Annotated in this window: 12 protein-coding genes; 9 read left to right on the top strand and 3 right to left on the bottom strand. The window is 58.1% G+C overall.

From position 1 onward, the window contains the following. Positions 1-10: 10 nt before the first annotated feature. The 6 genes from HY010_02470 to HY010_02445 all read left to right on the top strand — a co-directional run bounded on the left by HY010_02470 (position 11) and on the right by HY010_02445 (position 6,706). Complete coding sequence (locus HY010_02470) at positions 11-2,065, top strand: amidohydrolase family protein (protein MBI3474570.1); 2,055 nt, start codon at positions 11-13, stop codon at positions 2,063-2,065. A 264-nt stretch (positions 2,066-2,329) separates the two neighbouring features. Beyond that, a complete protein-coding gene (locus HY010_02465) occupies positions 2,330-2,854 on the top strand; it encodes a hypothetical protein (protein MBI3474569.1) in 525 nt (174 codons plus the stop codon). 143 nt (positions 2,855-2,997) lie between these two features. Beyond that, complete coding sequence (locus HY010_02460) at positions 2,998-3,660, top strand: HAD family hydrolase (GenBank protein MBI3474568.1); 663 nt, start codon at positions 2,998-3,000, stop codon at positions 3,658-3,660. Between the two features lie 135 nt (positions 3,661-3,795). Beyond that, entirely contained in the window at positions 3,796-4,968 is a 1,173-nt protein-coding gene (locus HY010_02455) for a Re/Si-specific NAD(P)(+) transhydrogenase subunit alpha (protein ID MBI3474567.1), read from the top strand. Positions 4,969-5,006: 38 nt separating this feature from the next. After that, positions 5,007-5,312: an NAD(P) transhydrogenase subunit alpha gene (locus tag HY010_02450; GenBank protein MBI3474566.1), complete on the top strand. Its 306-nt coding sequence runs from the start codon at positions 5,007-5,009 to the stop codon at positions 5,310-5,312. Next, the gene (locus tag HY010_02445; protein ID MBI3474565.1) at positions 5,309-6,706 is read left to right on the top strand and encodes an NAD(P)(+) transhydrogenase (Re/Si-specific) subunit beta; all 1,398 of its coding nucleotides are present in this window, start codon (positions 5,309-5,311) and stop codon (positions 6,704-6,706) included. The genes HY010_02450 and HY010_02445 overlap by 4 nt, the downstream gene beginning before the upstream one ends. Positions 6,707-6,830: 124 nt before the next feature. Here the strand turns inward: HY010_02445 and HY010_02440 are convergent, their stop codons facing one another. Further along, positions 6,831-7,073 carry a hypothetical protein gene (locus HY010_02440; GenBank protein MBI3474564.1) on the bottom strand — a complete coding sequence of 81 codons (243 nt, stop codon included), beginning with the start codon at positions 7,071-7,073 and terminating at the stop codon, positions 6,831-6,833. 467 nt (positions 7,074-7,540) lie between these two features. Here HY010_02440 and HY010_02435 point away from each other — a divergent pair, with 467 nt between their 5' ends. Continuing rightward, positions 7,541-9,175: a hypothetical protein gene (locus HY010_02435; GenBank protein ID MBI3474563.1), complete on the top strand. Its 1,635-nt coding sequence runs from the start codon at positions 7,541-7,543 to the stop codon at positions 9,173-9,175. A 90-nt stretch (positions 9,176-9,265) separates the two neighbouring features. Here HY010_02435 and HY010_02430 read toward each other — a convergent pair whose 3' ends face one another. Continuing rightward, on the bottom strand, positions 9,266-10,060 hold the full coding sequence (locus HY010_02430; protein MBI3474562.1) for a hypothetical protein: 795 nt from the start codon (positions 10,058-10,060) through the stop codon (positions 9,266-9,268). A 173-nt stretch (positions 10,061-10,233) separates the two neighbouring features. Between HY010_02430 and HY010_02425 the strand changes: the two genes are divergently transcribed. Both HY010_02425 and HY010_02420 read left to right on the top strand, forming a co-directional pair. Further along, a complete protein-coding gene (locus HY010_02425) occupies positions 10,234-10,686 on the top strand; it encodes a TonB family protein (GenBank protein MBI3474561.1) in 453 nt (150 codons plus the stop codon). Positions 10,687-10,724: 38 nt separating this feature from the next. After that, on the top strand, positions 10,725-11,654 hold the full coding sequence (locus HY010_02420; protein MBI3474560.1) for a DUF4440 domain-containing protein: 930 nt from the start codon (positions 10,725-10,727) through the stop codon (positions 11,652-11,654). Between the two features lie 406 nt (positions 11,655-12,060). Here the strand turns inward: HY010_02420 and HY010_02415 are convergent, their stop codons facing one another. Further along, complete coding sequence (locus HY010_02415) at positions 12,061-15,099, bottom strand: hypothetical protein (protein MBI3474559.1); 3,039 nt, start codon at positions 15,097-15,099, stop codon at positions 12,061-12,063. Positions 15,100-15,322 lie beyond the last annotated feature (223 nt).

Below are 15,322 nucleotides of genomic sequence, written 5' to 3'. Positions count from 1 at the left end.
AGGAATTTTCATGACCCGAAAAACTGCAGCAGTTTTGTTGTTTGGGATGCTGTTCTGCCTGCTGCTCACGTCCATGTGGGCGCAAGCGCCGAAAGAAGCCAGCGCCGTGCCCGCGCTCCCCGCTGATATTCCCGCGAACGCGGAGCGTTACTCCGTCACGATCATGGGAAACCTGGCCGGACAACAGGCAGTCTGGACAGCTCCCGACGGCACCACGCACATGTTTTTTCAGTTCAATGACCGTGGCCGTGGTCCCAAGACGACCAGCATCTTGACCCTCGACGCGCACGGGGTGCCGGTGGCGGAAATCGTTAGCGGTAACGACTATCTCAAGTCCCCGGTAAATGAGAACTACTCGTTGAAAGACGGAACCGCGAGTTGGAAGAACGACTCCGAAAAGGGTGAGAAGAAAATTGGCGTGCCAGCCCTGTACGTTTCCATCAACGGAGCGCCGTCCGAATTGGGCACACTGGCGCATGCGGCCCTTGCGAATGGCGGCAAGCTCTCTCTGTTGCCTGAAGGGGAGGCGAAGATCGAACGGGTCGCCGAAAGCGATCTGGAAAATTCCGGCCAGAAGAAACACGTTGCGCTCTACGCCGTCACTGGCTTGGACTTTTCTCCCACGTACGTGTGGCTCGACGATCACGAAAAGTTCTTTGGCACCGTTAGCCCCTGGAGCACGATTGTCCCCGAAGGATGGGAAGGTAACGCTGCCACTCTCAATAAGGTCCAGGACGAAATCGCGAATGCTCGCTCAGCGAAGTTGGCGAGCAAGTTGGCTCACCGCGTTTCCAAGGGGATCGTATTCCAGCACGCCAATGTCTTCGACGCCGAGTCCGGCAAGATCGTCAAAGACCAGACCGTCGTCGTTGCAGGCAATCGCATCCAGAGCGTGGGGCCCGCAAATTCTTCGCCAACACCGAATGCTGAAGCAGAAGTAGTTGATGCGAGCGGCAAGACTCTTCTCCCCGGCCTGTGGGACATGCACACCCATGTCTCCGACAACGATGGATTCCTGAATCTCGCCGCCGGAGTGACTACCGTTCGCGATCTCGCGAACGATACCGACACACTTCTGGCCCGCCGCAAGCGCATCGAAGAGGGCAAGGAGATCGGCACCCGCATCGTTCTCGCAGGGATCATTGACGGGCGCGGGCCGTTTCAAGGACCAACCAAAGTGCTGGTCTCGACCGAGGAGGAATCTCGGGCTGCGGTCGACAACTACGCTCACCTCGGATACGTTCAGATCAAGATTTACAGTTCGGTGAAGCCCGAACTAGTTCCCGCAATCATTGATGAGGCTCACAAAAAAGGTCTGCGCGTCAGCGGGCACATTCCAGCGGAGATGACTGCCGCCCAGTGCGTGAGACTCGGCTACGACGAAATTCAGCACGCTAACTTTCTCATGCTGAACTTCCTGCCCGACGTCAAGAACACGAATACGCCGACTCGCTTCACCGAAGTTGCCAAGCGCGGCGCTGGTATCGATCTGAAGTCTTCGGATGTGCAGTCTTTTGTGAAGCTGCTGCAGGATCATCACACCACGCTCGATCCAACCCTCAGTGTCTTCGAAGACATGTTTCTGAATCGCGCCGGAGAGATTCCACGCGGCTTTCAGCCCATTGCAAAACGCCTTCCGCCGCAAGTCCGCCGCGGGTTGTTGTCGAGCGGCCTCACGCCTCCGGAGGGCATGGACCAGACTTATCGCCAGTCGTTCGCGAAGATGGTCGATCTGGTCGGACTGCTCTACCGCGCCGGGATCCAAATGGAAGCGGGCACGGACTCGATTGTTGGATTCGCACTGCAACGGGAACTTGAACTCCATGTGGAGGCAGGCATTCCGTCTTCTCGCGTGTTGCAAGACGCGACGCTGAACGCCGCGCGCATCATGAGCATGGATCGCGATCTCGGTTCCATCACTCCGGGTAAGTTCGCGGACCTCGCGCTGATCGACGGCGATCCCGTGGCCAACATCAGTGACATCAGAAAGACGGCGTTGGTGGTAAGAGACGGCGACCTGTACCGGCCCGCCGAACTCTATTCCGCGCTGGGAGTGGAGCCGTAGCCTTCGTGAAGCAATTCGCAAAACGTTACAGAGTGTGTCGACTATTTATTTGCAGCAGGCGCGGAGTCTTTTGTTGACAACCGAAACGTCTTGCATCATAGTCTCGTTCAGCAAGTCCTTTCCCGTAACTACCCCAGTATTTTTCCCCGCTTATTAATTTTCTGAATGTGTCGACATAAGGCAATGTTTCTGTCGACGCGCAAACCACAACCTGACTTCCCCCCTAGACCGGACGGGTGAGACCTGTCCTGAAAGGACTATTCCATGTCTAGTTCTAAGAAGTTTATGGTTGGAGCCGTTCTATTTGCGATGTCATTATCCAGTGCTGCTTTTGCGGCGAGCACGCACAAAGGTACGGCCCAGGCGAAGGTTACGGTCGTGAGCGAGACGAACGCTCTCACCACGTCGTCCAACGCCTTTGTGGACCTTCCGGGCGGAGTCGTGGCGATCACTGTTCCCGCCAACAAGAAACAACTGATCACCACGCGCTACACGGCGGAGTCGATTTGTGCAGGGCCCACTGCCGGCAATTGGTGCTCAGTCCGGATTGTGGTAGTGGATTCCAGTAATGCCACCACGGAACTTTCTCCTGCTTCCGGCTTCGACTACGCGTTCGACGCCGTCAACAGCCCGCAGACGTTCTGGCAGGGACACGCCGTGGACCGCTCCATTGTGCTGGCTTCCGGCACTTATTTCGTGAAAGTACAGTGGGGAGTGACGGATCCGGCTTCAACCTTCCGCTTGGATGATTGGAGTTTCACTGTGACCCAAAGCAACGGCGGAAACTAGCAACGAGTTCGCTGACGCACTGAAACCGAACGCGAGGACGAATTTGGTTCGTCCTCGCGTTTCGTTTCGAGGTCCACGGAAATCCACCCAATTTTTCTACCCCGCAGTGAAGTGATCGCGCGTTTCCGGTTAAAGTAGAAAGCATGACCAAGGTTCGTTGCCAGGCCATGCTCTTTGACATGGACGGTGTACTCGTCGATTCCACCGACGCCGTAGCGCGTGTCTGGCGCAAATGGGCGATCGCTCGAGGATTCGATCCCGATGAAGTTGTCCGCGCTGCGCACGGGCGGCCCAGCATCGATACGGTCCGCGATTTTTTGCCCAACGCAGATAGCAATGCCGAGAACCTTGAAGTCGAGCGCCAGGAAATTGAGGATGTCGAGGGAGTAGTTTCAATTTCCGGCGCGCCAGAACTCATCAAGAGCCTGCCCGCCGGACGTTGGACCGTAGTCACTTCCGCCACACGTCCTCTCGCCGAGGTACGTTTGCGGGTTGCGGGTATACCCGTATTGCCCACCCTGATCACCGCCGGCGACATTCAGCATGGCAAGCCGCACCCTGAGCCATATCTCAAAGCCGCTGCCCGACTGGGATTTGCCGCTCCCGATTGCGTCGTTGTCGAAGATGCGCCCGCTGGTATTCGTGCGGGGAAAGCCGCCGGAGCACGGGTCATCGGTTTTCCCACCACCTCCGATCGGGCAGAACTGAAACAGGCGGGCGCGGATTGGATCGTTCGCAATTGCGCGGACATCCAGGCGGTTCTCGATGGCAATAGTCTGCTGTTAACGCTCGGCGAGCAAGAATGAACAACCGGTTGTGATCGATGTCATTTGCGCATCCCCGCCGGCTCATCTAAAATCCTCAGTTCTCAAGCAGCACTGAAAAGGCGCTCATCCGGCGCGCAGAGCGGTAAGCGCCGGGCGCGGAACAGGTAGGGACTCTTGATCATCGGTGTTCCGAAGGAAATTTATCCCGGGGAGCGGCGGGTCGCGTTGGTGCCCTCCGTCCTGCCGACTCTCACCAAGGCAGGTTTCGAAGTTCACGTGCAGGCTGGCGCGGGAATCGAAGCTGGGTATCCCGACTCGCAATACTCCGACAAAGGCGCCAAGATCATTGCCGACCGGCAGTCGCTGTTTGCCGCCGCCGACATCATCGTGCAGGTCCTCTGTTATGGATCGAACGATATCACCGGCAAGCAGGACATCCCGCTCTTCCATAAAGATCAAATACTCGTGGGATTCCTGCGTCCCTTCGGCGAACGCGAAGTGGCGCAGGATATCGCCGGGGCGGGCGTGACATCGTTCTCTGTCGAACTGATGCCGCGCACCACTCGCGCCCAAAGCATGGACGCACTTTCCTCGATGGGCACGATCTGCGGTTACAAAGCAGTTCTCATGGCGGCTGACTCGCATCTGCGGATTTTCCCCATGATGACAACTGCCGCCGGAACGATCACTCCAGCGCGCGTTTTTGTGATCGGTGCGGGTGTTGCCGGCTTGCAGGCCATCGCGACCGCGCGTCGCTTGGGTGCGGTGATCTCTGCTTACGATCTGCGTCCGGTTGCGAAAGAACAAGTGCAGAGCCTGGGTGGACGCTTCGTGGAATTGCCGATTGAAGCGAAGGACGCGCAGGATGCCCGCGGTTATGCCACCGCACAGGGCGAAGACTTCTATCGCCGCCAGCGCGAACTGCTTGGTCAGGTTGTGAAGGAAAGCGATGTCGTCATCACCGCGGCTGTAATTCCCGGCAAGAAATCGCCGGTACTGGTCACCGAAGACATGGTCAAGGGGATGGCGCCAGGTTCCGTGATCCTTGATCTGGCAGCTGAACGGGGCGGCAATTGCGAGATTACCGAACGCGGAAAGACTGTGATCAAGCACGGCGTCACCATCATCGGGGCGATCAATATCGCGACTGGCATTCCGTACCATGCCAGCCAGATGTACGCCAAGAACATCACCGCCTTTTTGACGCACTTGATCAAAGACCAGAAATTGAACCTGAACCTGCAGGATGAAATTGTGCGGGAGACGCTCGTCACACGCGGCGGAGAAATTGTGAATGCGCGCGTACGGGAATATTTGGCTTTGCCGGCGCTGGTTGCGCAAAGCTAACCCGCGCGAAGTTGGCTGCGATTGCTCACGGAGGATAGATGGCCAGCAGTTCGAACCTGATTGATTCGCTGTTCATATTTGTGCTGGCGGGATTCATCGGATTTGAAGTCATCCGGCGAGTTTCGCCTCTGCTGCACACGCCGCTGATGTCGCTCACCAATGCCCTCGATGCGATCGCGGTCGTCGGCGCGATTGTGCTCGTCGGTCAACACGAGACCCAACTCGCCGCCACCCTGGGATTCATCGCCGTGGTCGCCGCGACCAGCAACATCGTGGGCGGCTTCCTCATCACGGACCGCATGTTGAAGATGTTCAAATCCAGCCGGCCAGCGGGGAAAGCATGACCCCGGACCTCGCTACCAGCCAGATCGTCATTGAGATCCTCTATCTCATCGCGAGCGTGCTTTTCATCTTTTCGCTCAAGTGGATGAGTTCTCCCACCACGGCCCGGCACGGCATATGGGCCGGCGAAGCAGGCATGCTGCTGGCTATCTGCGGCACCCTGTTGCACCACGGCATCGTCGACTACCGCCTGATCGCGATTGCTCTCGTGCTCGGCACCGTGATCGGCATTCCTCTCGGACGCGTTGCGATGACTGCTGTCCCGCAACGAACCGCACTCAGTCATGCCTTCGGTGCCCTGTGCGTAACGCTTGTCGGATCCGCCGAGTTCTATTTACGCTCGCCCAACATCTCGAAATTCATGATGTCGGTACTGTCGTTGGAAGTGATCCTCGGCGGACTGACGTTCACGGGCAGCTTGATGGCGGCCGGTAAGTTGCAGGAAATTCTTCCGCAACGCCCTCTCACATACAAGGGGCAGAACTTCGTCAACTTCCTCCTGCTCGCGGTCGCAGCCACTCTGGCCGTGTTTCTGGTGCTGCATCCGGAAGCGCGTCACCTTTTCCCGTTCATGATCCTGATCGCGCTTGCGTTTGGCGTCCTGCTGATTATTCCAATCGGTGGCGCCGACATGCCGACGGTCATTTCGCTCTTGAATGGATATGCCGGACTATCTGCCGCAGCGATGGGCTTTGTGCTCGATAGCAAACTGCTGATCATCGCCGGCGCGCTCGATGGGTCTTCGGGATTGATCCTCTCCATCATCATGTCGAAGGCCATGAATCGTTCGTTCTCGAACGTGTTATTCGGAGCCTTCGGACAGGTGCAGACTTCCGCTGCCGCTGGACAGGAAGCGAAGCCCGTTCGCAGCGCAACGCCCGAAGAAGCAGCGGCCATCCTTGCCGCGGCCAACAAGGTCGTTGTGGTTCCCGGTTACGGAATGGCAGTAGCCCAGGCGCAGCACAAAGTCCGCGAACTCTATGACGCGCTCACCAAGCGTGGCGTCGAAGTACGGTTTGCGATTCATCCGGTCGCGGGCCGAATGCCCGGCCACATGAACGTGTTGCTCGCGGAAGCGGATATTCCTTACGACCGTCTAATTGAAATGGACGAGATCAATGGCGATTTCCCGCAAACCGATGTAGCCCTGGTCATCGGAGCCAATGATGTGACCAATCCCGCCGCGCGTTCTGACACGACGAGTCCCATCTTTGGCATGCCGATTCTCGACGTCGACAAGGCGCACACCGTCATGGTGATCAAGCGCAGCATGAATCCAGGTTTCGCGGGCATTGATAACCCGCTCTACTATCTGGATAACAACCTGATGCTGTTTGGAGACGCGAAGGCTTTCGTCGGCAGCATTGTGCGGGAACTCAGCGGCGGCCACGGGTAAAATCCAATAAGGTTTTTCGTGTATCCGAGCAGGAAGCGGGGAAGTTACTGGGTTAGCGGTACAAGGAAAACGGGCTGCAACTATGCCAGGGGAAGTCTCGCATAGTATGCAGCCCGCTTTGTCGTTAGGCCGCTTTCTTGATCTGGCGAATCTTGGCCCAACGCGCCTTCTGAGCAAGAGAAATTCTCCTGCGTCCAGCCGCCGAGAGCACCCGCTTGGCGCGACCCGGTCCGCCAGCGTAAGACGCTCCGTGCCCCCGCGTCAGCCTTTCCAGGACGGAAATCGCTTCCGCGAGTTTATCGACTTGCTTTTGCGCATCCCGGCGATCCTCGCGGAGCCGAGCTAGAGCTTTACTTATATTGGTCATTAGAAAACCCCCTCAGGTTACTTGCACGAGCATTGTAGTGATAACCTCGCACTTACGCTACAGCCCAGTGCAAAAAAAAATCGTCTTACGCGATTCCGAGAATCCGCTAGGGGCGGCCCTTCCGGCCTGTACTCGAGGGCCGGTGGGGCATCTGTCCAAGATAGATGCCTTTCCATCCGGGCGATTGAGTATCCCTGGAATTTCGAGTGGCGCAGAAATGAATCACACCGATGGAATTCGCACGACCGGAAGTAGGTTGATCCAGAGCGTTCGGAGTTCTTAGTTTTTGTTCCAATGCGATTGAACGAAGCCGCCTTGCCATTGCAAGCAGAGCAATACAGCTGTCCAGTCGGAGATGGACCACTGTGGTTAATGGGCGCCTGAGCGACGGGTTGCAAAATTCAGTTCCCATCCTGTGCCTCAAAGCAGCTACAATAACGGCAATTTCCTAACATTCGGAGGTCGCTGTGGAGCACAGGCATGCGAAGGGTGCATTCGCTATCTTTACAGGTCTATTCCTGCTCGTTTCCTATCTTCATGCGCAGTCGCCAGCGCAGCCCGTTCACAACGGAGTGGTACAGGACTGGACCCAACACCACATCGTATTCAGTCGATCTGCACTGCTGAAGAACCCGAGCCTGGTTTCCGCGGAGCCTCGCATCGCCAACCAGGTAGTCACCCGCTGGCAACACGCTCGAACAGGAATCTCCGGCTTGGTCCCCAGCCCGAGTGGATCTAAACCGCAACGCGATTGGAACGTATCCTTGGGCTTGGGACGCATCGCGCCCAATATGTTTCCCGCGAAATTCTCTTTTGATCCGCAAGCGGCTCCGGATTGCACAAACGATTACGTCGTGTTCGGCCTGAACCGCGTCGGCGCCAACGGCGGCCAAGCCAACCTGGTGGCCTTCAATAACCTTTATTCCGATGCTGTGGTCCCCGGGATCTGCGGTCTTGCACCCACAGTGCTCTTTGCCTACAACATCAGCACCGTGGCGGCCGGTCGAATTTTGGATTCTCCCGCGCTCTCCCGCGATGGCACGAAGATCGCATTCGTTGAGAGTGGCGCGGGCAGTTCGACCTTCCATGTGCTGACTTGGACCCCTGGAACAGGTGCCATCGCCGCCGCAGCTGCTCCGGGCGGAGCGATGACTTCGCTTGTTTACGCCGCTGCCCTCAACACCCGATCCTCTCCCTGGATCGACTACAACACCGATACTGCGTATGTCGGGTCTGACGACGGCAAACTTTACAAGATACTGACGGTCTTTACTGGAACGCCCACTCTGGCGGGCGCTCCCTGGCCGGTTACGCTTGCCACCAATGTGCGCGTCTCCAGCCCTGTTCTGGACAAGACTCTGGGACTGGTCATGGTCGGCAACCAAAGCGGAACTTTCTTTTCCGTGGACGCCACGACCGGAGCCGTCAAGTCTCTCGTCGTGGGTCGGAGCGGCGGCACTAACCCCGGCATTCTCGCCGCGCCGGTCGTCGATGTAACCAATGGCACGAGTTTCGTCGTCAGCTCAAATGACGGCACATCGGGAGTCTTCGTCGAGGTGAACTCCGAGACCATGACGCAGCTTGCCAAAGGGCAAATTGGACAAGCCTCGCACTCTGGAACCGCGATCAGCCTGTTTCAACCCGCATTCGATGATGCCTACTTCAATGATCCAACAACTGGAACAGTCCGCCTCTGCGGAACTGGCGCCGCCGACAATACGCCCTGGCAATATGCTTTTGGCGGATTCACGCTGCAGTCCGGCAAGTTTGTGATGAACACCACGCCAACGTTCTCGGCGCAGTTGCTCACCTCAACCACCGCCCGGTGCACCGCCTGGACTGAGTTCTTCAATACCAATCTCAACGGCGGTACAGATTTGTTTTTCTTCGGGTTGACTGCGGATTGCAGTGGCGCGGGAACGTCGGGCTGCGTCGCAGTACGCAACGGCGATGGAACCATCAGCACTGCCAACGTCACTGGCGGACCGAGTGGAATCGTGATTGACAACGACAGCGGTGACGCACAGGCATCCAGTCTTTATTTCACTGGAGCAGCGGCGCCTAACCTGGCCATAAAACTAACGCAGAACGGATTGCAGTAAGCGGAAGGTCTTTCGGTTGGAGACGCGGCCCGCCGCGTCTCCACTGCCGGACTCGAAGACGCGGCAAGCCTCTCGTTCAATTCTTCGTGGTTACTCGTTATTGAGCATCCAGCCCTTTTCAGTCTTCATCAGCGCAATCTTGGTTTTGCTCGGAGCGTCGTGGTAAAAGTGCGCGCCGTGCTTGTCGATCAATGTTGAGCGATCCCAGGTGTTGAACGCCTTCACTGCAGGTCCGGCCGCGTCGAGCAGTTCGCCTGCCTGATTCGTTTCCCACTTCCATGTGTAGTCCACGACCGCCTTCGACGGAGTCAGCATCGTGATCTTGTTGATCTCCATCAGTTTCCGTTGCGCGAGCGGCACGGTGTAGTCTTCGGTGGTGTCCTTCTTGGATTTCTTTACTCCAGGAATCTCGCCGAGGAAAGCTTCCCCTTTGGCAGTGAGGCTAACCGGAGTCTTCCAATCAGACGTGTCTTTGCCGATCTTGAGGTAGCCCGCTTTTTCCAGCAATCGATAGTGAGGATCATGCGGGTTGTCACTTCCTCTGACGATTCCAGTCTGGAATTTAAGAAGTGCGGGACCCTGCCCATCGAGGACGGACACGATGGCCGTCGAGGCCTCGGCATTGGTCAGCACCTTGCGGCTTTGGATCACGAAATAGAGTGCGACTCCGACTACGCCTACAATCAGGGACAAGATGAGAAACAGCGGAACGATCGATGAATTCTTTTTCTCCATCTCAATTTCTTGTTCAAACATGGCATCCTCCGGCAGGTTCGCGATGCAGCGTAGCGCCGTCGCTTGAGTGTTATTCTCCGCTTGGAACGGCCCATACCCAGTGACGTAGCTCACATCGCGATGTTCGAGGGGCACCGTTCCAACAGCCATGAAATCGCGTTTTTCGCAGTGTTGCAACCTGTTTCACACACGATCCCGACTCCTGTCGATACCCGATCTCTAACTAATTGATAAAAAAGGTGATCCTGGTGACGCAAAACTGGGCCGTCGATTGCCCGTGTAACCTGTGACGCGGTATCTCTAGCTGGCCGCATGAGAGCGCGATGATTACAAAGACACTGGCAGCATGCGTTGTGATAATCGGGGTTACCGGGATACCAGGGTGGAGCGCCACGTCATCCCAATCCCGTGTTCGCCTTGATCAGCCCGCTCTGGCGGAGATGGAAGATCAGTTGCGCCATCTTCCGGTGCACCTCTCCGAGTTCTCTCCAGTTTCTGAACCTCTCGCCTTGCCTCGTTGCGGGAATGTCCGACCACCCGAAGCCCTGGTAACTCCCGACCCGATGCTTCAGTTCGATGAAGAGGGGCCGCGGGTTCGCGTCAGCTTCATTGTGGGCGCGGACGGGCGCGTGCACAGTCCATTTATTCTCGATTCCGGCGGCACGCGCGAGGACCAGATGGTGCTGCGCGCGGTTGGGCGCTGGCGCTATCGTCCTGCGCTCTGCAATGGTGTACCAACCGATTCGGAAGCCCGCATACAATTCGGCATCCGCTGATGGCCGGATTCTCCTACAATGGCAACGGAGAGGTTGCTTTGAATCCAGAAAAGCCCAAGCTCCCGGAAGCGGGGGTTGAAACCGGTGGTGTTCCCGAAAACTCCGAACTGGATGAGTTCTTTCAGCGCCTGCCCGCGAACTTCAAGTGGCCGAAGCCCAGCGATGAAGCAGTTGCGGCGGCCGTAGAAGCCATCCAGCGTTTATCGGGCGGGAGCGGCGCTGAAGCCGTGCTCGCGGAAGCGGCTGCGGAACTGACTGGCAGTTGTTCCGGCTGCGCAGGAAAGCTGCCTCCGGGCGCGCGCTTTTGTGTATGGTGCGGGCTTGCCCAAGACGGAGCTTCCGCCGGATCGGCATCCGAATCAGCTCCTCGCGCGAGCGGCCAGCATCATTATCACCACCACTATCATCACTTCGCTGGCGGGCAAGGAGCGGATCCCTCTGCGTCCGTTGCCGAGCCGGGGTCATCGGCGCCGCGCGGCAAGGCGTCCGCCGCGTCTTCGAGTGGCACCGGGAACAGCCGCGCCGAAGTTGCGGTGCGACAGGTTGTCCAGGATTGGGCGCAAGCCTGCAATATCAAGCATCTTGACGATGTGCTCGAACTCTACGCCGCCGACGCGACCGTGATCCGCGCCAGCTTGCCGCCCGTACGCAGCCTGCCCGCAATTCGCGAATTTCTTTTCTCGCTGCTCGAAGCGGGGCTGGGCGACGTGGAAATGGAATCGCTTCGCACCGATGTCATGGGAGAAGTCGCCATCGATCTTGGCCGCTGCAAAATGCTGGTCCCCGTTGCCATGGGGAAGCGCCGCGAAGAGCGAGGAAAATATCTGATCGTGTTAGTGCGGCAGCCGGCCGGTGCCTGGAAGATTCTCGCCGATTGCTGGTCGAGCGACACCGTGGTAAGTCCAGCATCGCCTGCCGATCCAGCGCGAAAAGCGCCTGAACCACCTCCCGCGCGAAAAGTTCGGTAGGGATGAAAGCTCTTCTGATGACAGTCCTTCTAAAGAAATCGTAGACCGCAATATCACGAGTACGCGAACCAACAAACACCCCAGGCAGTAGCTCAGTTCGGAAACCGAATTCAACCCCATGCAGCCCGGCAGCACTGCTGCCCCGGCGGTACTGCTATTCAATCCAACGCGTCCCGGAGGGACGGTTATTTCAACCCAACGCAAAGAGTCCCGGAGGGACAACCGACAATAGCCCGGCGTTTCAACGCCGGGGTCTGGCCCGCGTTAGTACGAAGAAAGTCCCGGGAGGGACGACTGATCTCGCGGATGCGGCCTTCGGGATTTTATTTGTCGGCTCAAAAATTGAGCCAATAAGAAGGCCCCGATCCTTCGCAGGACCGGGGCCGGATTGATAGGACGAAACGGACTAGTAAGTGCGCGTGGTAAACACCTGCCGATAGCCCAAGGTATCGACGTCGCGGAACAACGGGGTTCCGGGCGGCAGTCCGGTGGGCGTTGCAAAGTCCGGATCGAATACGTAGTTACGAACCGGCGGGCGATACACCGAGTACGTACAGCACTTGAAGATGCCGGTGTTGTACGTCGCATAGTAGAGGCTGACGAGCGACCCTTCGTAGTTCAGGTTGACGCCCGACCAACTCTCCAGGAAGCGCAGGAAGTTGTGCACGCCTCCGTCGGTGCCGGTGCCGAAGTTCGTTCCGTTTTCCCAGTTGGGGAACGGGAAGTTCATGTTCTTTCCAGCCGCAATCGCGACGCGGTAGTAGGTCGTTGACGCCGGACGAGTCAACGCATCCGTCGGCGTTCCCGTCAGGCTGATTCGATCCGACCAGTTGTTGGAGAGCACTGTGACCGCATCGGCGATGACCGCTGCTGCGGCGTGTCCAGCCAGATCGGCGCCACCACCCCAAATCGGATCGCCTGCGCGGGAGTTGTAGTCGCCCTGGATGTATACAGGATTTTCCGCAGCTACCGTGAAGCCTCCGGTGTTATCGGTGCGCAAGGGGACATTTCCCAGCGATCCGTCGACCAGTTTCAGGACGTGGCGCGCACCGCTCACCCAATTCTTGCGTCCCGCCGTGCTGCAACTCGTGATGCGCGGAGAATATGGGTTGTCAGGATTCGCCGCCAGGATCTGGCCATTGATATTGGTTGCGCCGTTGAAGAAGCCCAGTCCGATATTTCGCGCGCCGGACCCGTCCAGCAAGTTGTTCTGGTTGACGTCTTCCGAAGACCACTTTTTGCCGGCAGCCTTTGCTTCCAGGGCGCCGTCGGGAGCTCCGGCAGCTGAACCCGCGTTGACCGTATCCTCCAGCAACGATTCGCCAGTCTTCGCGTTGGCCGCGTTGGGATTGGGCAACATTCCGCGCCGGTCCGAGAAATACAGGACCCACCCGTTCTGCGCCTGAAAATCAACGTTGGGGCCGCTCGCACCGATCGCTCCCCATAGCCAGCGCTTCAAGTTGCCCACGTCGAGTTCCACCGCGTTCATAACACCGTTCGCAGTGCAGCTGTTGTTGCCGGCGTTCGTATCGCGCGGTTCGCCTTCACGGGCATCGTAGAAATTGATCGGATACCAGTTGATGCGCGTCACGCCTGTGTTGATGCCACCGGCCGTGAGTTCGACATAGGGACTGGTGCTCAGGGTCTCCTTGATGACCTCGGGCGGACGTCCATAATTCCATTGAATGCACTTGGTCGGCACCGTCGGGGCGTTCGTTCTCGTGCAGACCGGAGCCAGTCCGTCTGGGTCGATGACGCCGTCGCCATTGCGATCCGCCGGTTGCTGCAGGATCAGGATGGCGTTGGGATTCACCGAGTTTGCTCCAGGAGCATTGGGCGAAACGGGTCCACGCGCAAATCCCAGCCGTAGCCATTCGTTCGTTACTGGATGCCAGTTTCCTGCCGTGTCTTTGTACTCGACACGCAGATAGCCATCCAACATGTTCCAGGTAGCAGCTTTATCCAGGTTCGCAGTGATGTCGTATGGATAAGGCGGATTGATAGCCGGGCATCCTACTGGCGGTGCAACGTTGAGGTTGCCGGGAGGACAAAGTGTGACCACTGGTGCCGGAGCACCCGCCGCAGTCAGATTCGGAGCGCCTGCCGGAACCAGTGTCTGGTTGCCTGCGCCCGGTGCAGCCGGCGCGAGCGGCCAATCGAAGGACAAAGCGGTCGCTGGGCCAGTCGTATTCAACGGCGGACAAGTCGGTCCACCCGGTGAAGCAGACGTACACGTCGAAATATCCGGGATCGCCGTCGAACCAGTCGCGAAGTAGGTGTTGTAGGACGCGCCCGCAGCCAGCCCAGGCAAGCCACCCGGATACGAGGTCGAAATTCCAAACTGGTTGCTGCCCGGCACATTGGCTAGCCGGACATTCTCGGCATCGCCCGCTCCGCCCGGCAGTTCCGCCGGATCGTCCGAAATCAACACTCGAATCTGCGCCAGATTGTATTCGCGCGATGCGCCCAACGCGGTCGAAGGATTTTCCCCGGCCGGCGGCCGGCGCACGATCTCATTCGCGAGTGTGGTGCCGTTCACGAACGGCAAAGACAGATTCTTGGCGCCCGTTCCGCCCGTGTTTCCGTAGTTCCCGTCGATGATGCGCGCGTTATATGTACTCAGGGAGATACTCGGCCAGCCTGTATTTTGACCTGACTGAGGCGGGTTTCCGCCCAGCCCGGTCACGCTTCCCTCGCTTTGTCCGATCGCGCGGCAAGCGGGCTTGGTTCCGTCGCATCCTTGCGACGCGGTCGGGATCAATACCGTCCCCGTGTTGTTGTAAGAACTCGAGGCCAGACCGTTCGGCAGGTTCTGGCGAACCACGTTGCCGTAGGCTGTGATCTTGTCGTGGAAAGTCAGCGTCGCGCTATTCGAAACGCCTACGTACAGATCGCCGTTGGTGTGCACACGTCCCGCGAAGTTCAGATCGGGACTGCTGTAGAAACCAAGGTCGCTATCCGAGAAGACACCAAACTGAAATACCGGAATCAGCGCCACCTGTGCGGTGCGCGCCATGCTGACTTCCTGGCCTCCCGGTTGAGCGGCCGTCGCCAGCATGCTGACCGGGATGATCTGTGCCCATAGACCCTGGTTCGGTCCGGATTGGATCTGCCCGTAATTGTTCGACAGCGGAGCGGAGCATCCTGACGCCGGCTGCACCTGGTAGTCTTTCCACGTGACTCCGGTGATTGTGGGCTGCAGGGAACTCAGAGCGCATATGTCACTGGGTTTCGGGGCCTGTACCGACTTGAAGGTCGCCGCCAGGTCGGAGGTCATCTTTTCGATGCCACCTTCAGCATTGTGGTAAGCGACGTTGTTCTGCAGGTCGACTCCACCCACCTTGCCTTCCGTGGTGACCATCATCATCAGGCCGATAGCGACGCCGGACAACAACAGCAACAAGAGCAAACTCGCTATCAAAGTGAATCCACGTGACCGGATCATTGTGTCCCTCATGGCCTAGTTAGTGTCGTCTTCTATTAGATCGGCACTTGCCTCGCCTGCCAATAGATACCCGCAAACCTCAGTTATTCACAGAGTTACGAAAGTTTGTGGATTTGCAATCGTGGGAGTCCCGGAGCAGGTTGGCGGCCTGCTCCCGGATCCTCAGCGGGTCAAACGTAGCCGGCGGTGGAGGAAACCTATCGTGCCGGCGGAAGTTGTACCT

This window comes from Acidobacteriota bacterium (assembly GCA_016196065.1).
Taxonomy (GTDB): Bacteria; Acidobacteriota; Terriglobia; order Terriglobales; family Acidobacteriaceae; genus Acidiflorens.
The sequence above is the reverse complement of the archived record's forward strand: the minus strand, read 5'-3'. Positions and strand labels throughout refer to the sequence as shown.